Origin of the sequence: Streptomyces sp. UW30 (genome assembly GCF_008042075.1) — a bacterium.
Taxonomy (GTDB): Bacteria; Actinomycetota; Actinomycetes; order Streptomycetales; family Streptomycetaceae; genus Streptomyces.
The window spans coordinates 220,964-238,522 of sequence record NZ_RDBN01000001.1; the positions used below are offsets into that span (position 1 = coordinate 220,964).

The 17,559-nt window shown below is 71.3% G+C and carries 15 protein-coding genes and 1 pseudogene; 6 read left to right on the top strand and 10 right to left on the bottom strand.

Annotated features, from left to right (window positions below):
- Nucleotides 1-57: 57 nt before the first annotated feature.
- The gene (locus EAO75_RS01015) at nucleotides 58-2,208 is read right to left on the bottom strand and encodes an RICIN domain-containing protein (protein WP_147993169.1); all 2,151 of its coding nucleotides are present in this window, start codon (nucleotides 2,206-2,208) and stop codon (nucleotides 58-60) included.
- A 150-nt stretch (nucleotides 2,209-2,358) separates the two neighbouring features.
- A pseudogene (locus EAO75_RS01020) lies at nucleotides 2,359-3,231 on the bottom strand (chitinase); the annotation flags it as partial.
- Nucleotides 3,232-3,613: 382 nt separating this feature from the next.
- Between EAO75_RS01020 and EAO75_RS01025 the strand changes: the two are divergent.
- Nucleotides 3,614-4,267 carry a TMEM175 family protein gene (locus tag EAO75_RS01025; RefSeq protein ID WP_147993117.1) on the top strand — a complete coding sequence of 218 codons (654 nt, stop codon included), beginning with the start codon at nucleotides 3,614-3,616 and terminating at the stop codon, nucleotides 4,265-4,267.
- A 22-nt stretch (nucleotides 4,268-4,289) separates the two neighbouring features.
- On the opposite strand, the gene rox is transcribed toward EAO75_RS01025, so the two are convergent.
- From rox to EAO75_RS01065, 8 genes are all read right to left on the bottom strand, one after another.
- Nucleotides 4,290-5,714: a rifampin monooxygenase gene (gene rox / locus EAO75_RS01030; RefSeq protein WP_147993118.1), complete on the bottom strand. Its 1,425-nt coding sequence runs from the start codon at nucleotides 5,712-5,714 to the stop codon at nucleotides 4,290-4,292.
- A gap of 221 nt (nucleotides 5,715-5,935) precedes the next feature.
- Nucleotides 5,936-6,463, bottom strand: coding sequence for an NUDIX hydrolase family protein (locus EAO75_RS01035; protein ID WP_187284255.1), 528 nt, complete (start codon nucleotides 6,461-6,463; stop codon nucleotides 5,936-5,938).
- Nucleotides 6,464-6,479: 16 nt separating this feature from the next.
- Nucleotides 6,480-7,667, bottom strand: a complete 1,188-nt coding sequence (locus EAO75_RS01040; protein WP_147993120.1) for an amidohydrolase family protein — start codon at nucleotides 7,665-7,667, stop codon at nucleotides 6,480-6,482.
- A gap of 1 nt (nucleotide 7,668) precedes the next feature.
- Nucleotides 7,669-9,072 carry a glutamine synthetase family protein gene (locus EAO75_RS01045; protein ID WP_147993121.1) on the bottom strand — a complete coding sequence of 468 codons (1,404 nt, stop codon included), beginning with the start codon at nucleotides 9,070-9,072 and terminating at the stop codon, nucleotides 7,669-7,671.
- A gap of 73 nt (nucleotides 9,073-9,145) precedes the next feature.
- A complete protein-coding gene (locus EAO75_RS01050) occupies nucleotides 9,146-9,955 on the bottom strand; it encodes an SAM-dependent methyltransferase (protein WP_147993122.1) in 810 nt (269 codons plus the stop codon).
- 142 nt (nucleotides 9,956-10,097) lie between these two features.
- Entirely contained in the window at nucleotides 10,098-10,910 is an 813-nt protein-coding gene (locus tag EAO75_RS01055; protein WP_147993123.1) for a hypothetical protein, read from the bottom strand.
- 109 nt (nucleotides 10,911-11,019) lie between these two features.
- The gene (locus EAO75_RS01060) at nucleotides 11,020-11,718 is read right to left on the bottom strand and encodes a response regulator (protein ID WP_147993124.1); all 699 of its coding nucleotides are present in this window, start codon (nucleotides 11,716-11,718) and stop codon (nucleotides 11,020-11,022) included.
- Between the two features lie 56 nt (nucleotides 11,719-11,774).
- Nucleotides 11,775-12,146 carry a DUF4333 domain-containing protein gene (locus tag EAO75_RS01065; protein ID WP_147993125.1) on the bottom strand — a complete coding sequence of 124 codons (372 nt, stop codon included), beginning with the start codon at nucleotides 12,144-12,146 and terminating at the stop codon, nucleotides 11,775-11,777.
- Between the two features lie 150 nt (nucleotides 12,147-12,296).
- Here EAO75_RS01065 and EAO75_RS01070 point away from each other — a divergent pair, with 150 nt between their 5' ends.
- From EAO75_RS01070 to EAO75_RS01090, 5 genes are all read left to right on the top strand, one after another.
- Nucleotides 12,297-13,478: a sensor histidine kinase gene (locus EAO75_RS01070; protein WP_147993126.1), complete on the top strand. Its 1,182-nt coding sequence runs from the start codon at nucleotides 12,297-12,299 to the stop codon at nucleotides 13,476-13,478.
- Between the two features lie 97 nt (nucleotides 13,479-13,575).
- On the top strand, nucleotides 13,576-14,220 hold the full coding sequence (locus EAO75_RS01075; protein WP_147993127.1) for a helix-turn-helix domain-containing protein: 645 nt from the start codon (nucleotides 13,576-13,578) through the stop codon (nucleotides 14,218-14,220).
- A gap of 52 nt (nucleotides 14,221-14,272) precedes the next feature.
- Complete coding sequence (locus tag EAO75_RS01080; RefSeq protein WP_147993128.1) at nucleotides 14,273-15,610, top strand: M24 family metallopeptidase; 1,338 nt, start codon at nucleotides 14,273-14,275, stop codon at nucleotides 15,608-15,610.
- Nucleotides 15,610-16,587 (top strand): thiamine pyrophosphate-dependent dehydrogenase E1 component subunit alpha, encoded by a 978-nt coding sequence (locus EAO75_RS01085; protein ID WP_147993129.1) that lies wholly within the window; start codon nucleotides 15,610-15,612, stop codon nucleotides 16,585-16,587. Before EAO75_RS01080 ends, EAO75_RS01085 begins: the two co-directional genes overlap by 1 nt.
- Complete coding sequence (locus EAO75_RS01090; RefSeq protein WP_147993130.1) at nucleotides 16,575-17,555, top strand: alpha-ketoacid dehydrogenase subunit beta; 981 nt, start codon at nucleotides 16,575-16,577, stop codon at nucleotides 17,553-17,555. Before EAO75_RS01085 ends, EAO75_RS01090 begins: the two co-directional genes overlap by 13 nt.
- Nucleotides 17,556-17,559 lie beyond the last annotated feature (4 nt).

Consider the following 17,559-nt stretch of genomic DNA (forward strand, 5'->3'; position numbering starts at 1 on the left):
GGTGCGTCGGCCGCCCCTCGTTGCGAGGGGCGGCCGACGGTGGAGCTCAGGGACGCGCTACGGGTAGTTCGTCAGATTGGCCACGTTGGAGCTGGAGTTGGACGGGCCACCCGTGTTGTTGACGACGTGCCGGATGGTGCCCGTGCCGCCGAGCGAGACGGTCACCATGCTGGTGAACCGCACTCCCGCGTTGTTCGGCGCCTCGATGGCGTGCTCGGCGGCCACGCTCGAATTGACGTTGAAGAAGCAGTAGCTGCCGAGTCCGTAGGCCTGGTGGCTGGTGACGGAGTCGGCGACCTTGTAGGCGGCGTAGCCCTGCGTGGAGCCGTTCATCCACGCCGCCTGGTTCGGCGGGTCGTAGGGCATCTCGTTCTGGTAGAAGTACGTCCGGCCGCCGTTGCCGTTCCAGATGGTCTGGTACTTCTGGTAGTGCTCGACGAACAGGCCGTACGCGGTGACGTTGTCGCCGTTGACGATCAGGCCGGTGTCGCCGGTGTTGGTGTTCCAGCCGACGCCGCTGCCATGGTCGGCGCGCCAGATCCACATGTGGTCGCCGATGACGTTGTCGCTGTTGATGACGAGGCTGGTGGTGGCCTTGCCGACGGCGGCGCCGCCGACGCGGAAGTACACGTCGTGCAGGGACGTCGGGTTGGCGGAGTGCGAGGCGGACGAGCCCGTCGGGCCGACCTCCATCAGGGTGGGCGAGTTGGTGGTGCCCGCGTCGAAGAGGACGCCCGCGACCTTCACGCCGTCGACGTCGGCCACCTTCATCGCGGTGACGCCGTTGTCCGGGATGAACGTGGCGAGCCCCAGACCGAGGACGACCGTGTCGGCGCGGTTCACCTGCAACGTCTGGTTGAGGTGGTAGACGCCCGGGGTGACCAGGAGATTCTTGCCCGCCGCCAGCGCCGCGTTGATGTCCGCGGCGCTCGCGCCCGGCTTCACGACGTAGAAGGTGTCCATCGACAGCGAGCTGCCCGACGCGGATCCGCCGGCCCAGCTGGTCGCCGTGGAGTTCGACCGCACCGACGGCACGAACACCTTGTACGTGCCGTCCCCGTCGACGTACAGGAACGGCTTCTCCCGGCTGACCGGGCTCTGCGCGACCGTGGTGTACGGAGGGTTCGGGAAGCTGGTGCCCGGGACGCCCTGGCTGCCGACGAAGACCATGTTCCAGTTGGAGCCGGTCCAGCTGCCGAGCTGGGAGTTACGGGTCAGCCACTGCTGCTGGGTGCCGGAGTTGACCTGGCCGTCGACCTTGGTGTCGGCGAACAGGCCGCCGCTGGACCAGCCGCCGTCGTCCAGGGCGAGGTTGCCGCGCAGATGCATCCGGCGGTAGGCCGAGGCCTGCGAGACCGCCCAACGGTCGCTGCCGCCCGTCGGGTTGACGGACAGGTTCTCGGCGCCGCGCCAGAAGTTCTGGGTGGCGTTCTGCGGCGGGAACCAGTCGGCCTCGGCGTGCACCGCGCCGTTGATCGTGACCGCGTCCGGGGACAGACCGAGCCCGGCGACCTGGGTGTAGAAGCCGACGTTGACGTCCGCGCTGTAGGAGCCCGGCTTGAACAGGACGGCGTAGCGCTGGGAGCCGAACTGGTTCGTCTCCTGCTGCTGGAAGATGGTGTTGAGCCTGCCCTGGATCGTCGAGGACGACATGGACGGGTCGAACACGACGACGTTCGGGCCGAGATCCGGGTTGGCGGTCGACTGGTTCACCGGCACCACCTGGAACCGCTGGGCGGCGCTGCCGTTGCACGTGTACTGCACGAACTGCACGCTGTCGGCGAGCGAGGCGCCCGGGTCGTCCAGGCACTTGCCGCTGCCCCGGTTGACGAAGCGGTAGACGCCGCCGCCCTCGTCGACGGGCAGCCACTGCTGGTTGGCGCCGCCGCCGTAGGCCCACAGATGCACCGGCGCGTTGTCGGCGGTGGACACGTCGGCGACGTCCACGACCTGGCCGGTGTTGTTGCGGTTGTTGATGCGGACGTAGCCGTCACTGGTGGGCGTGAAGTTCCAGTTCTGGGCCGTGGAGCCGTTGCACGCGTACTGCTGCACGACGGTGCCGTTGGCGGTGGCGGCCGCCCGGGCGTCCAGGCATCTGCCGCTCGCGGCGTTCATGATGGTCGCGAAGTCCGCGGGCAGCGCGGCGGCCGCGCTCTCCACGGCGCCGGCGGGCGCGGGAGCCGAGGTGAGCAGGGAGGCGGCTGCCACGGTGACGACCGTGACGGCGGTGGATCTGCGAAGGCGCGTGAGCGCGGGTCGCAACGAGCTGAGCACGGATTCTCCTTGCCGAGCGAAGCGAGACGGGTCCCCCGGCCGAAGGCGGCCGGGGGAGAGTCGGTCGACGGTGGGGTGGCTTGATCAGCCGGTGTATCCGGCGAACACGCGCGTGAAGTCCCAGTCGGACTGGTTCACGCCGGAACAGCTGTCGGCGGGGCCGCCGGTGCAGGGGCGGTCGCGGTTGACGGACCAGAAGGTCAGCCGCGCCAGGTGGTGTTGCTGGGCGTAGGCGAGCATCGTCCGGAAGTCATTGACTGTCACGGTCTCGTTCTGGTCGGTGATCCCGTTCATCGACGAGATGCCCATGGACCGGTAGGCCTGGTCGTCGCCGTAGCCGTACGCCGACTTCAGCGCGTTCTTCAGCCCCTCGGCGGCCCGCACGGACAACTCGCCCATGTTCTGTCCGTTGCCGCCGAAGTTGAACGGCATGATCGTCCAGGCGTCCACGGTCAGACCGGCGCCCGCGGCCCGGTTGATCAGGCTGGTGTCGGGCCCGTTCTGCCCCGTGCCGATGGTGACGTACACCTTCAGGCCGGGGTTGTCGGCCTTGACCTTCTTCAGGGCGTCGACGGTGCGCTGCTGCACGGTCGGGCTGTCGTAGGCGTCGGCTTCGAGGTCGATGTCGATGGCCTTGAGCCCGAAGGCGCTGATGACCTTCTGGTAGGCGGCGGCCAGTTCGCCGGCGCTTGAGCAGTAGCTCTCCAGCTTGTTGCCGCTCCAGCCGCCGAAGGACGGGACGACGTCACCGCCGCCTGACCGCACGGTGTCGATCGTCCGCTGGTCGACACCGCCGGTCAGCGCCCGGCCGCCGTCCCACTGCGGGTTGCAGTAGCCGTTGCTGAGCACGAAGGCGAGGGTGAAGTACTTGACGCCGGTGGCGTTGGTGATCGTGGTGGGGCTCGGCGGGCTGCCCCAGCCGTTGTAGAGGTAGGGCGCCACCGCCATCGGTGCGGCGAGGGCGGCCGGGTCGTCGGGTGCGGCCTGTGCGGGGGGAGTGGAGAGCAGGCCGGTGGTGAGGGCGAGCGTGGTGAGGGATATGGCCGCGGGGAGAGTTTTGGGCATGTGCGCGGAAGCCCTTCGTGGGGGGTGAGCAACCGGGGCCGCGTTCACCTTCTGAACGGTGAGTGCGTCACGAGGTGGTCTGGTTGACCCGTGAACCTAAAGGTATGGACCACTTCCGTCAAGACGTGAAGTAAGCATTGGCAACAATCAATTGCGGCCCCGCTCGGAACGGGCCGACTCGCCTCCCCGAGTCCCGCCGCGGCACGTGGTACTTCTTGCCTTCCCGGCCTCGCCGCCGTACCAGTCCGTCGACGATCCGCCTGGTGGCACCGATATGACGAACCACCCCACCGGCCTGCGCCGCCGTCACGTGTCCGTGGGTCCCGAACGACTACTCGCCCTCGGTGACGCCGTGTTCTCCATCGCGATGACACTGCTCGCGCTCGACATCACCGTCCCGGACGGCCTGCCCGAGACCGAGGTCGCCGACGCCGTGGCGGATGCCGTGCCCACCATGGGCGCCTATCTGCTCAGCTTCGCCGTCATCGGCACGCTCTGGCTGGTCCAGCACGGCCTGTTCCGCCTGATCGCGACGCTCGACCGCTGGCTGCTCTTCCTCTACTTCGCGCTCCTGGCACTGGTCGCCGCGCTGCCCTTCCCGACCCGGCTGATCAGCGAGTACGGCGAGACGGTCACGGCGACCGCCTGCTATGCGGCGGCGATCGCCCTGGCCGTGTCCCTGATGTGCGGCATGTACGTGCGCCTGCTCGTGAACCCCGCAGCGGCGGCGCCGCACACCTCTCGCACGGCACTGAAGGGGGAGATCCGCCATGGCGTCCTGCTGGTCCTCGTCTTCGCCACTTCGGTCCCGGTGGCCTTCTACTCCCCGACCCTCGCCAAGTACTGGTGGCTGCTGGCCATCGGGACGAGGCTGCTGTACGGCAGGCCGGCCGGCACCTCGCGGGCACCGGCCGACGCGGCGGAGTGACGCCCCGCCAGGTGTCGCCGGCTCAGTCGGCGTCCCCGAACCACCGGCGCAGCCGTTCGAGCAACTCCTCCTGGTCCTCGCCGACCCACGCCACATGGCCGTCCGGCCGCAGCAGCACCGCGGGCACGTCCAGGTCCTCGCTGACGTCGACGACGTGGTCGACCCGGTCCGCCCAGCCCTCCACCGAAAGGCGGCCGGTCCGGTCGAGGAGCAGTCCGCGGCCGTCGTGCATCAACTCGTAGAGGCGGCCCCGCTTCAGGGGCACGTCCCGCATGCGCAGGCCGAGCAGGTCGTGGCCCTCGCCGAAGTCGTAGCGGACGCCGACCGCGGTGATCAGCCCGGTCACGTACCGGTTCACCTCCTCGAAGTCCATCAGCTTCGAGAGCAGCTCCCGCAGCGCGGTCGGGCCCGGATCGGTCCCCAGCAGCGTGATCTGCGCGCGGGTGTTGGCCAGCACGGCGGCGCCCACGGGGTGCCGTTCGGCGTGATAGGTGTCCAGTAGCCCCTCCGGCGCCCAGCCCCGGACCGCGGCGGCCAGCTTCCAGCCGAGGTTGAAGGCGTCCTGGATGCCGAGGTTGAGCCCCTGCCCGCCGGTCGGCGGGTGGATGTGCGCCGAGTCGCCGGCCAGCAGCACCCGGCCGACCCGGTACTGCTCGGCCTGCCGGGTGGCGTTGCCGAACCGGGAGAGCCAGCGCGGCGAATGCGCGCCGAAGTCGGTGCCCGCGGTCGCCCGCAACTGCTGCTTGAACTCCTCCAGGGTCGGCTCGCTCGCACGGTCCTCGGCCACGCCGTCGGCGGGCACGCCCACGCGGTACGACCCGTCCGGGTTGGCGGTGGCGCCGAACCGCAGCTGCGTCTTGCGGACTTCGGCGATGACGGCGGCGATCGTGTCCGGATCCTCCGTCAGCTCCATCTCACCCAGCAGCGTCTCGACCGTGGAGGCCTCGCCGGGGAAGCCGACGCCGAGCTGCTTGCGCACCAGGCTGCGGCCGCCGTCGCAGCCGGCGAGGTAGCGGGAGCGAAGCCGCGTGCCGTCCGCCAGCTCGACGCTCACCCCGTCCTCGTCCTGGCTCAGCCCGGCCACCTCGCAGCCGCGCCGGATCTCGGCGCCGAGTTCGAGGGCACGCTCGCCCAGCAGCCGCTCCGTGACCGGCTGCGGATGCGCGAGGCCGTACGGGTGGGCTGTGTCCAACTGGTCCGGCCACGGCTTGGTGATGCCACCGAAGAGCCCACCGACCTGGAACTTCTTACTGACCGCGACAAACCGGTCCAGCAGGCCGCGCTGGTCCATCATCTCGACGCTGCGCGCGTGCAGGCCCTGACCGCGGGACTGCGCGGTCGGCTCGGTCAGCTTCTCCAGCACGACCACGTGCACGTCGTGCAGCCGCAGCTCGCAGGCCAGCATCAGACCGGTCGGTCCACCGCCGACAACGATCACGTCGATCATCACAATCCCCGTTTCCGCAGGTCCTGGCTTCGGTCGGTGATTGTGCGCCATGAGGGGGGCCTTGCCGCAAGACCCCCGGTGCGCTATAAGTTGAGAGTGGCAAGGAGTCAGTGAGCTCCTTGCCTTTGTCGTTTCCGACGCCTTTTTGCGTTCCCGACGCCTTTTTGCGTTCCCGACGCCTTTGTCGTTCCCGACGTCGCGCGCCGAGGCGAGTCGGGCGGTCAGATCACGCAGCCCACGTGCGCCAGCGCCTGCTTCAGCAGCACCCCGTGCCCGCCCGGCATCTCGCTCTGCACCGCCGGCGACAGGGCCTCCTGCGGGCTGAACCAGACCAGGTCGAGGGCGTCCTGGCGGGGCCGGCAGTCGCCGGTGACCGGGACGACGTAGGCGAGGGAGACCGCGTGCTGACGCGGGTCGTGGTACGGCGTGACGCCGTGCGTCGGGAAGTACTCCGCGACCGTGAACGGCTGCAGGGACGTCGGCACCCGGGGGAGGGCCACCGGGCCGAGGTCCTTCTCCAGATGGCGCAGGAGTGCGTCACGGACACGCTCGTGGTGCAGCACGCGGCCGGAGACCAGGGTTCGGCTGACCGTGCCGTCCGGTCCGATGCGCAGCAGGAGGCCGATGCTGGTGACCTCACCGCTGTCGTCGACGCGCACGGGCACGGCCTCGACATACAGGATGGGCATGTTGGCGCGTGCGTGCTCCAGCTCGTCGCTGCTCAGCCAGCCGGGCGTGGTTTCGGTCATGTCAGACATTGCTTGATCATACTTTCCGGGAATTGCGAACGCTCAGTCGCGAGGGGGACGGGGGACGGGTTCGGGGAAGTCCGTAGAGGCGGCGGGCGTTGTCGTCGGCTGTCCACGCCGCGATCCGCAGCGCGTCCGGCAGGCTCAGCTCGTCGGCGTCCACCCGTTCCTGGAGCAGTTCGCCCAGGCCGCGACGGAACGCCAGTGCGCCGAGCCGGTACGACTCGGCCAGACCATAGGCGTCGGAGCTGTACAGCAGTTTGCGGAACGGGGTGATCTCCAGGGCTTCGGCCAGGATCGCATGGGAGCGGGCCGGGCCGACATGGTGCAGGGTGAGGCCCACGTCCAGGTACACCTGCTCGAAGACGGCCGCCAGATAGGCGGCCTGGCGTTGGTACGGCCAGCAGTGCAGCAGCAGGACCGGGATCGTGCCCTTCGTCAGATGCAGCCAGTCCGTGAGGTGGGTGGGGTCCACCCGGTGCAGGCGGATGTCGTTGTCGCCGAAACCGGTGTGCAACTGGAGCGGGAGCCCCAGGTCGACCGCGGTCCACAGCAGATGCCGTACCAGGACCGGGTCGGCCAGCCGTCCGCCGTCCGCCAGCCACTGGCGGGCCGCCGCGGCGACGAGCGCGTCCGAGGGGCGCGCCGGGTCCAGGTCGAAGCCGGTGCGGTAGGCGGCCACCGACTTCACGGCCACCACGCCCGGACGCCGTACCGCCTCCTCGGCGGCCGTGCGGAACGCGCCGGGGTACGCGTCCGGTTCGACTCCGGCGGCCGCGACCGCCTCGGCCACCGACTCCAGCCGTACGACCTCGTACGCGGCAGCGCCGGCGCCGGCGCTCTGCGCCAACTCCTCGGGTGTGGTGATCGGGTGGGGCGTGTATCCCGTGTCGACGCAGAACGCCTCGGTTGCGGCGGCGGTCAGGAACCGTCGGTTCACCTCGTCCGCGCCCAGCTCCGCACGCCGGGCCAGATAGGCGTCGGCCGGGGCGTGCCGCGGCAGGTCCAGCAGGGGTGCGCAGTGGCGGCGTACGGCGAGGCCGAGCGGGGTGTCGAAGGTGGAGATGCCGGGCCAGGGCTCACCCTCGGTGAGCAGGGACTCGAAGCCGGCGCTGTCCAGGTCGGCGGTGACGATCCCATGGCAGTGATGGTCCACCAGCGGCAGCGCCGCGAGCGCCTCGTGGACCGGCCCTGTGGCGCTCATGTCAGTACTTCCACCGGTACGCCGCGGCCACCTGGTCCTCGTCGAACCCGGCGACCGCTTCGATCTCGCCCTGTCGTACGGCGATCACGGCGTCGGCGAGCACCGGGCCCAGCGCGTCCCGCAGCAGCCGGCTGGCGCGGAACTCCTCGACGGCCTCGGCCAGCGAGGTCGGCAGCCTGCGCACCCCTCGGGCGGCCACGTCCTGCGCACCGAGCTGCGCCGGGTCGCCGGTGATCTCCTCGGGCAGCCGCGCGCCCGACGCCAGTCCGTCCAGACCGGCGGCGATCAGGCAGCCCAGGGCCAGATACGGGTTGGCGGCCAGGTCCACCGGCTTCACCTCCAGGTTGGCTGCCTGGTCGCGGTGGCCCGCCGTGCCGGTGACCACGCGCAGGCCCGCCTCCCGTGTCTCCCGGCCCCATGCCGTGAACACCCCGGCCCACTGCGAGGGTTTGAGCCGCAGATAGCTGGCCGGGCTCGGCGCGGTCACCGCTGTCAGGGCGGGGAGATGGGCGAGGACGCCGCCCGTGAAGGACTCGGCCTCGGTCCGCATGCCGTGGCGGCGGTCACCGCCCGCGTGCAGGTTGACCCCGTCGCGCCAGGCGGAGAGGTGGACATGGCCGCCGTTGCCGACGCCCTGCCCGAGGACCGCCGGGGCGAACGACACCGCGAGGCCGTGGCGCTGCGCCACCGCCCGGATCGTCTGCCGCAACAGCACGCTGCGGTCGGCCGCCGCCACCGGGTCCAGCGCCGCCACCGACAGCTCGAACTGCCCGGCCGCGTACTCCGGATGGAACTGGTCGACCTCCACGCCCTGCCGCGCGAGCGCCGCCAGCAGATCGGCGGCGCAGTCGCTCAACTCGACCTGGCGGGTGGCGCCGTACGCCGGACCCGTGACGGCCGGCACGAACGCGCCGTCGGCACCGGGCGGCCGCCCGAAGGCCCACTCGATCTCGATGCCCGCCTTGAAGGTGAGGCCGTCGCGTTCGGCGGCCTCCCGGACCGTGCGCCGCAGGAAGGTACGGCCGCACCCGGGATGCCGCTCGCCCTCCTGGGTGATCCGGTCGACCGGCGCCCACGCCCAGCCGGGCTGACCGGCGAGCTCCACCAGCTGGTCCAGGTCGGGGTACAGGCGCAGATCGCCGTCCGGGGAGCCGAGGACGTCGGTCGTGACGATGGAGTCGTTCGCCAGGAACGTGTCGAACACCGGCGACATCCCGACGCCCCAGGCCGCCGCCGAGGCCAGCTTCGCCGTCGGGATCGTCTTCACCCGGGCGATGCCCGCCGTGTCGACGTAGGCCAGGACGATCCCGTGCACACCCCGCCCGGCCAGCTCGCCGCTCAGCGCGGTGGCCCGCTCGACGTCACCGGGACGCCCGCCCGGAGCGGGGTCGGCAAGGGTGGTCATACGGTCTCGGTCTCCTCGGCGAACGGGGCCGGCTCGTGCCGGTTCGTTTCGCTTCGTGCGGTCCCTGTCGGCGTCAGGGTTTCACGGCCACCGCGCCGTACTGCGGCACCGCGGCGGGAGAGTCGGGGGCGCGCCACTGCGAGCAGGACACCAGGCCCGGCTCCAGCAGCTCCAGGCCCTCGAAGAAGGCGGCGATGTCCGCGCCGCTGCGGGCGGTGATCGGCGGCGTGGCGTTCTCGTTCCAGAACTTCATCGCCGGGATCTGGCCCTCCCCGCCGAGCTCGGAGTCGAAGGTCGGGTGCGTCAGGACCAGGAGGCTGCCGGAGGGGACGGCGGCCAGGACGCGCCGCACGATCTCGCGGGCCTTGTCGTAGTCCAGGACGAAGTTGAGGATGCCCAGCATCATCACCGCGACCGGCCTGCTGAAGTCCAGGGTCTGCGCGGCCCGTTCGACGATGGCGTCCGGGTCGTGCACATCGGCGTCGATGTAGGCGGTGACGCCCTCGCGGGTGCCGGTCAGCAGCGTGCGGGCGTGCACGAGCACGATCGGGTCGTTGTCGACGTACACGATCCGCGAATCGGGTGCGACGCGCTGGGCGATCTCGTGGGTGTTGTCCGCCGTCGGCAGCCCCGTGCCGATGTCCAGGAACTGCCGTATGCCGCGCTCCTCGGCCACGAAGCGCACGGCGCGGCCGAGGAAGTCGCGGTCCGCGCGCGCGATGTCACGGATGATCGGGAACATCCCGGCGACCTGCTCGCCGACCTGCTGGTCGACCTCGTAGTTGTCCTTGCCGCCGATCCAGTAGTTCCACACGCGCGCGTTGTGCGCCACACCGGTGTTCAGCCTCGCCGACCCGCCCGACGGGGTGTGGCCATCACTCACGACTCGTCCTCTCCTCGCACGAACGACCGAAACCGGTCATCGTCGCCATTGTGCCGCTCCGTTGATCACGCTGTCCGGGGAATCGGCAGAGCAGGTGCGGCCGCCCGCGTGCGTGCGAGGAGAGAGCGGCGGGCGGGCCGGGCTAGTCGAACTCGCCGGGGGTCGGCGCGGGCGTCTTGCCGGCCAGGACGTCGTTCAGGCGCTGTGTGCCGAGCTTCACCGCCTGTTCCACGGAGTCGGGCTGGCCCCCGTCGAGGCCGCCCGCGGTGACGGTGATCGCGTCGGTGCCGACGCGCACGGCGGCGACGTCCTCGGTGAGGGTGGTCGGTTCGCCGTCCGCGGTGCCCTTCATGGTGACCCGCAGGCCGACGCGGTCGTCCCCCTCCTTGGGCAGCGTCGTCTCGATGACCTGGACCGTGCGGTCCCCGCCGCCCTTGCCGGTGACGGTGAACTCGTCGCACTCCTGCGGCAGGGTCTTGAGCCAGGCCAGCGCCTCCTGCGGGTCGGTCCGCTCATAGGCGGCCACCTGGTACAGCAGACGCGAGTCGCCCTGCTGGAAGCCGCGCAGCGCCGAGGCGCCGGACGGCTTGCCCAGCAACTGGTCGGTGTACAGGCCGTCGAGCAGCCGCTGGCAGTCCGCGGCGTCCGTCTTCCCGGTGAGGAAGTCGTCCACGTCGACGTCGCCGATGAGCAGGCTGTCGTGCCAGTTGGCGACGTCCGAGTCCTTCACCTGCGTCCAGTCGTCCTCGATGTCCGCCGCGGTGATCAGCGCGGCGACGGCACCGGCCTCGGTGAGGGTGCCGGTCGGCGAGGCGCTCGTCGTCTGCCGGGCGACCGCACCGGCCTGGGAGACGTCCTCGCCACTGTCGTCCGAGCAGGCCGCGGTGGTCAGCAACGCCCCGACCGCCAGGGCAGAGGAGAGTACACGGACAGGACGGGACGGGCGACGGATCATCTGGGGTGCCTCCTGAGGACGTGACGGGTGTCCCCAGCGCACCACCGGTTCTGACGACCCACCAGCGGCGCCGGACCGTTCGAGTGAGCGCCACCGGAGGACGGTCGAGTCACCCGCCGGGCTGCCCGTACCCGTGCTGCCAGGCCCAGGCCGCGACCTCGACGCGATTGCGGGCGGAGAGCTTCAACTGGACGCTGGACAGGTGCGTCTTGACCGTGGACAGGGAGACGTACAGCTCGGCGGCGATCTCGGCATTCGTACGGCCGAGGGCGACCAGGCGGACGACGTCGAGTTCGCGGTCGGTGAGGGGCTCCACGGGCACGGCGGGCCTCGCCGGGGCGGCGGCGCCGGTCTGCGGGGCGGTGACGTGCTTGAGCAGACGGACCGTCACCGACGGCGAGACCAGCGAGTCGCCGGCCGCGGCGGCCCGGACCGCCTCGGCGAGCAGGGTGGGCCCCGAGTCCTTGAGCAGGAACCCGCAGGCGCCGCCGCGCAGCGCCCCGTACACGTACTCGTCCAGGTCGAAGGTCGTCACCACGACCACCCGCATCGGGTCGGCCACGTCCGGCCCCGCCAGCAGCCGCGTCGCCGCCAGGCCGTCCAGCTTCGGCATCCGGATGTCCAGCAGGCACACGTCCGGGCGCTCCCGCCGGGCCAGCGCCACCGCCTCCTCACCGTCGGCGGCCTCGGCGACCACGGTGATGTCGGGCTGGGCGTCGAGGAAGAAGCGGAAGCCCGTGCGGACCATCTCCTGGTCGTCGGCGATGAGGACGCGGATGGGCGCCCCGGACGGGGAGGGGGTGGTCATGGCTCGATCATGCCTCAAGGGGTACGGGCAGGGCGGTGGTGGAGCCGTACCCCGTCTCAGCGCTCGAACGTCCAGGTGACGCTCCCTGCGTCGGCCCTGGTGACGTGGACGGGGATGCGGACGGTCCCGCCGCCGCTCTTGTGACCGGTGCAGGTGAGGGAGGCTCCGGCCACGGCCTTCAGACCGGTCGGGCAGGTGACGCCGGAGAGCTTGTCGCCGACCCAGGCCAACGGGTGGAACTTGCTCTCGGTGCGGCCCGCGACGACATACGCGGCGAGCGCCTTGTGGCCGCCCACGGATGTCGAGCTGTACTCGTCCAGAGCGCTGGTCGACTCCGTGCCGGAGATCAGACGGGTGCCGAGACCGCCCAGCGCGACCACGGCTGTCGCACCTGAGACGACGCCCACGGCGAACCTGCTGAGCTGCATCGCGAACTCCCGTATGTGCGTGGTGAAGAAGCGCCACCACACTCGCCCGCGCGCCCGGGCACGCGCCTCGGCCGAAAGGCCGGCGCCGGCGGCGAGCCCTCGGCCGATCGGCCGATCCGGCCGTGCGCGCGCTCGCCTACCGTGATCGCCATGAGGTCCGTTTCCCCCCGTGGCTGTGCCCGGGGCTTCGCCGTCGGCGTCCTGATCGCCGCGTGTGTCGTCGACGTGCTCTACGCGGGTTCCGACGGCACGAGCGTCCTGCCGACGGCGAGCCCCGCCTGGCCGACCCTGGCCGTGCTGCTGGTGGGCCTGGCCGCGGTGCTCTGGCCGCAGGGGCGGCGGCCCGCATGGCTCACACCCCAGGTGCGCACCGCGGTCCCGGCCCTCGTCTCGGCCCTGTACTCCCTGGGCTCGCTGGTGACCCAGAAGGCGAACGTCTTCGGCCCCGCCGAGGTCCTGATCCTGCTGTGCCTGCTGTTCCTCGCGGTACGGCACTGCCCGCCGCGCTGGGCCTGGGGCTGCGGCGCCCTCGACGGAGGCGCGCTGCTGCTGTTGTCGCTTCGCCCCCTCGGGCCGTTGGACGCCGCCGTACTGGGCCTGGTGGTGGCCGGCCTGGTCCTGATCGGCGTCGTCGCCGGGCTCGCCGTGTATCTGCGCACCATGGACTACCGGCGGACGCTCGCCGTCAGCGAGACCCGGCGCTCCGAACGGCTCGCCATCGCCGCCGACCTGCACGATTTCGTCGCCCACCATGTCACCGGGATCCTCGTGCAGACGCAGATGGCCCGCATGATGGCGCAGACCCAGCCGCAGGAGCTCGACCCGGTGCTGGCCGGCATCGAACGCGCCGCCACCGAGGCCCTCGCCTCGATGCGCCGCACGGTCGGCGTGCTGCGCGACGCCGGGGACGAGGCGACCGACCGCCGCCCGGTCGGCGACCTGGCGGGCATCGCCGATCTGACGGACGGCTTCGCGAGCCCGGTCCAGCAGATCACCCTGCGCCGCGATCCCGCCGTGTCCGACGTCCTGCCCCACGAGGTGCAGGCCGCCGCCTTCCGGGTCGTGCAGGAGGCGCTCACCAACATCCGCCGGCACGCGGCCGACGCCACGCACATCGAGGTCCGCCTGCGCGGCGCCGCCGGCCGGCTGGAGGTGTCGGTCGCGGACGACGGCCGGGGCGGCACGCAGCTCCCTTCGGCGGCCCACGGCGGCGGCTTCGGCCTCGTCGGCCTGAAGGAGCGGGTCACCGCACTCGGCGGCGAACTGCGCGCCGGGCCTCGCGCCGGCGTGGGCTGGGAGGTGCGGGCCGTGTTCCCGGAGGGGAAGGCCTGACGCCGTCGGTTTCCGGTACCGATACCCTTCGGGCGCCCTGCGCTGTTCAATGAGAGCGAACGGTGTCCGTCCCCGGGACGCCGAGAGGAGCCGTCCCATGCCCCCTGCCGCCGTCCCGCCCGTCGGCGCGCGCATCCGGCAGGCGCGCCTCGCACGCGGGACGAGCCTGCGGGCGCTCGCCCGGGAGATCGGCGTGTCGGCGAGCCTCGTCTCGCAGATCGAGAACGGCAAGAGCCAGCCCTCGGTCAGCACCCTCTACGCCATCACGACCGCCCTCGGCATCTCCGTCGAGGCGCTCTTCGACGCGGGAGAGCCCGTGGTGGCGTCCCCAATGGCGGCAGCCCCCGGCACCGTCCTGCACGCCCTCGCCGCCTTCGCCGCCGATCCCGGCCGCCGCATCGGCCCGCTGGTCACGCCGGACGACCGGGAGGTGCTGGAGCTGGACTCCGGCGTGGTGTGGGAGCGTCTCGGGCACGTTCCCGGCACCCACGTCGACTTCCTTCAGGTGACCTACCGGCCCGGCGGAGCCTCCTCCAGCTCGGGCGGTCTCATGCGCCACGCCGGCACCGAGTACGGGTATCTGACCTCGGGCGAACTGATCCTCACCCTCGGTTTCGACGAATACACGCTGCGCCCGGGCGACGCCGTCTGCTTCGAGTCGACGACCCCGCACCGCTACCGCAACGATGGAGAGGTACCGGCCATCGGTACCTGGTTCGTGTCCACGGACATTGTTCAGTGACACTTGACACCCGTCGGGGACAGTCGTTCACTCCGAAGTGGGGGTGGTCGCCATGGCGATCCGCACATTCGGGCCCAATGCTGTCGACTGGGAAGAGCGCGTCGACCTCGACCGGCTGCGCAGACAGCGGCTGGCCCGCCTGGGCGAGACCCTGGACCGCTCCGAGCTGGGCGCGGTCCTCAGCTTCGACTTCGCCAACATCCGCTACATGACCGCCACGCACATCGGCACCTGGGCGATGGACAAGCTGATCCGCTTCGCCCTGCTGGTGCGCGGCGGCGAACCCGTCGTCTGGGACTTCGGCTCCGCCGCCCGCCACCACCAGCTCTACAACCCGTGGCTCGACTACAGCGACGGCAAGGACGGCCCACCCACCGGCGCCCGCGCAGGCATCTCCACCCTCCGTGGCGCCTTCCACCCGGATGCCGGGATAGCCGAGGACGTCGCCCGGAAGATCGCCACCGAGCTGCGCGAACACGGCCTGGCCGGCGAACCGCTCGGCATCGACGTCACCGAGATGCCGATCCTCACCGCCCTGCGCGCCGAGGGCATCGAGGTCGTCGACGGACAGCAGGTCTTCCTGGAGGCCCGCCGCATCAAGACACCGGACGAGATCTCCCTGCTCACCCAGGCCTGCGCGATGGTGGATGCCGCGTACGAGGAGCTGTACGGCTATCTGCGCCCCGGAGTGCGCGAGAACGAGTGCGTCGGCGTGGTCAGCAAGGTGCTGTACGACCTCGGCAGCGAGTACGTCGAGGGCGTCAACGCGATCTCCGGCGAGCGCTGTTCACCCCACCCGCACGTCTACAGCGACCGCCTGATCCGGCCCGGTGACCCCGCCTTCTTCGACATCCTGCACAGCCACCTCGGCTACCGCACCTGCTACTACCGCACCTTCGCCGTCGGCAGCGCCTCCGGCGCCCAGCGCGACGCCTACGTCCGCTGCCGTGAGTACATGGACCGGGCCATCGCCCTCGTCCGCCCCGGCGCCACCACCGCCGACATCGTGCGGGTCTGGCCGCGCGCCGAGGAGTTCGGCTTCGCCGACGAGACGGCCGCGTTCGCTTTGCAGTACGGCCATGGCGTCGGCCTGTCGATCTGGGAGAAGCCGATCTTCAGCCGACTGGTTTCCCTCGACCACCCGGAAGTCCTCGAAGAGGGCATGGTGTTCGCCCTGGAGACCTACTGGCCGGCCGCCGACGGCTGGTCCGCCGCCCGCATCGAGGAGGAAGTGGTCGTCACCGCCGACGGCTGCGAGGTCATCACCAAGTTCCCGGCGGAGGAACTGCTGGTCGCGGGCCGCAAGTACTGGACGGTGGGCGGCGAGCTCAACACCCGGCGCGAGGCGCAGTCCCACCTCAACACCTCCCACGGCAACGGGACGCGCTGATGGAACCGGCCGAACTCCTCGCCGCCTACGAGCAGATGGCCGTCATCCGCCGTACGGAGAAGGCCGCCCACGACCTGTTCCTCCAGGGCCTGGTCAAGGGCACCACCCACCTCGCCGCCGGACACGAGGCCATCGCCGTCGGCGCGAGCGCCGCCCTGCGCCCCGACGACTACGTCTTCGCCACCTACCGCGGCCACCATCACGCGATGGCCCGGGGCGCCACCCCCGAGGAGTGCCTCGCCGAACTCATGAGCCGGGCAACGGGCCTGTGCAAGGCCAAGGGCGGCTCCATGCACCTGACGAAGGCGTCCACCGGCATGCTCGGCTCCTACGCCATCGTCGGCGCCCACCTCCCGATGGCGGCCGGCGCCGCCTGGTCGGCCAAGCTGCGCGGCACCGACCAGATCGCGGTGGCCTTCTTCGGCGACGGCGCGACCAACATCGGCGCCTTCCACGAGGCGCTCAACCTGGCCGCCGTATGGAAGCTGCCGGTGCTGTTCGTCTGCGAGAACAACCTGTACATGGAGTACACGCCGATCGCCGACGTCACGGCGGTGGCCCGGCCGGCCGCCGACCGGGCGCCCGCGTACGGCATCCCCGGCGAGGTCGTGGACGGCAATGACGTGGTCGCCGTTCAGGAGACGGTGACCCGCCTCGCGGCGCGGGCCCGAGCGGGAGACGGGCCCGCACTGCTGGAGGCGCAGACCTACCGGCACTTCGGGCACAGCCGCGCCGACCCGGGCACCTACCGTCCCGCCGAGGAGGTCGAACGCTGGCTCAAGCACGACCCGCTGGACCTGGCGCGCGGGCGGCTGGTCGGGACGGGGGTGCCCGAGGCGGTGGTCGGTGAGGCGGACGAGCGCGCAATGACCCTCGTGCGGAAGGCAGTTGAGGCCGCCAAGGCCGCCCCGCCGCCCGATCCGGACCAGGCGCTGACCGACGTATGGGCCGACGGAGGTGCGGCGTGGCGGACGTGATCAGCTACCGGGAGGCGGTCGCCGAGGGCATCGCGCGGGAGATGCGGCGCGATGCGTCCGTCGTCTGTCTGGGCGAGGACATCGGCGAGGCCGGTGGCGTGTTCAAGACGACCGTCGGGCTGTTCAAGGAGTTCGGGCCCGAGCGCGTGTGGGACACGCCCATCTCCGAGCAGGCCATCGTGGGGGCCGCCATGGGCGCCGCGATGACCGGGATGCGGCCGGTCGCCGAGATCATGTTCTCCGACTTCCTGGCCTGCTGCTGGGACTACCTCGCCAACGAGATCCCCAAGGTCCGGTACATGACGGGCGGTCAGGTCACCGTTCCGCTGGTCGTGCGCACCGCCAACGGCGGCGGGCTCGGCTTCGGCGCCCAGCACTCCCAGGCCACCGAGAACTGGGCGCTCACCGTGCCCGGACTGAAGATCGCCGCACCGGCGACCCCCGCCGACGTGATCGGCATGATGGCGGCGGCGATCCGCAGCGACGACCCGGTCGTCTTCTTCGAGCACAAGGGGCTCCTCGCCGCCAAGGGCACACCCGCGCCGCCGGACCACCTCGTCGAGCTGGGCCGCGCCGCCGTCGTCCGGGAGGGCGCCGACGTCACGCTCGTCGCGCTCGCCTCGATGGTGCCGGTCGCGCTGAAGGCAGCCGAGCTGCTGTCCGGCGAGGGCATCGACGCCGAGGTCGTCGACCTGCGCTGCCTGGTGCCGCTGGATGTCACCACCGTGCTCGCCTCGCTCGGGCGGACCTCGCGGCTCGTCACCGTCGAGGAGAACCCGTACCAGGGCGGCTGGGGCGCGACGCTCGTCTCGGTCGTCGCGGACGAGGGGTTTTCTCTGCTGGACGCGCCGGTCAGGCGGGTGGCGGGGGAGTGCGTCCCGCTGCCGTTCGCCGACGTGCTGGAGGAGCGGGTGATCCCCACCGTCGACAAGGTCGTGGCGGCCGTACGAGGCCTCGCCGCTTACTGAACAT

Excerpts from the sequence above, each read along its gene's own strand:
- EAO75_RS01025 (WP_147993117.1), top strand. The coding sequence starts at position 3,614 with ATGACGAACCACCCCACCGGCCTGCGCCGCCGTCACGTGTCCGTGGGT.
- rox (WP_147993118.1), bottom strand. The coding sequence starts at position 5,714 with ATGATCGACGTGATCGTTGTCGGCGGTGGACCGACCGGTCTGATGCTG.
- EAO75_RS01035 (WP_187284255.1), bottom strand. The coding sequence starts at position 6,463 with ATGACCGAAACCACGCCCGGCTGGCTGAGCAGCGACGAGCTGGAGCAC.
- EAO75_RS01040 (WP_147993120.1), bottom strand. The coding sequence starts at position 7,667 with ATGAGCGCCACAGGGCCGGTCCACGAGGCGCTCGCGGCGCTGCCGCTG.
- EAO75_RS01045 (WP_147993121.1), bottom strand. The coding sequence starts at position 9,072 with ATGACCACCCTTGCCGACCCCGCTCCGGGCGGGCGTCCCGGTGACGTC.
- EAO75_RS01055 (WP_147993123.1), bottom strand. The coding sequence starts at position 10,910 with ATGATCCGTCGCCCGTCCCGTCCTGTCCGTGTACTCTCCTCTGCCCTG.
- EAO75_RS01060 (WP_147993124.1), bottom strand. The coding sequence starts at position 11,718 with ATGACCACCCCCTCCCCGTCCGGGGCGCCCATCCGCGTCCTCATCGCC.
- EAO75_RS01065 (WP_147993125.1), bottom strand. The coding sequence starts at position 12,146 with ATGCAGCTCAGCAGGTTCGCCGTGGGCGTCGTCTCAGGTGCGACAGCC.
- EAO75_RS01070 (WP_147993126.1), top strand. The coding sequence starts at position 12,297 with ATGAGGTCCGTTTCCCCCCGTGGCTGTGCCCGGGGCTTCGCCGTCGGC.
- EAO75_RS01075 (WP_147993127.1), top strand. The coding sequence starts at position 13,576 with ATGCCCCCTGCCGCCGTCCCGCCCGTCGGCGCGCGCATCCGGCAGGCG.
- EAO75_RS01080 (WP_147993128.1), top strand. The coding sequence starts at position 14,273 with ATGGCGATCCGCACATTCGGGCCCAATGCTGTCGACTGGGAAGAGCGC.
- EAO75_RS01085 (WP_147993129.1), top strand. The coding sequence starts at position 15,610 with ATGGAACCGGCCGAACTCCTCGCCGCCTACGAGCAGATGGCCGTCATC.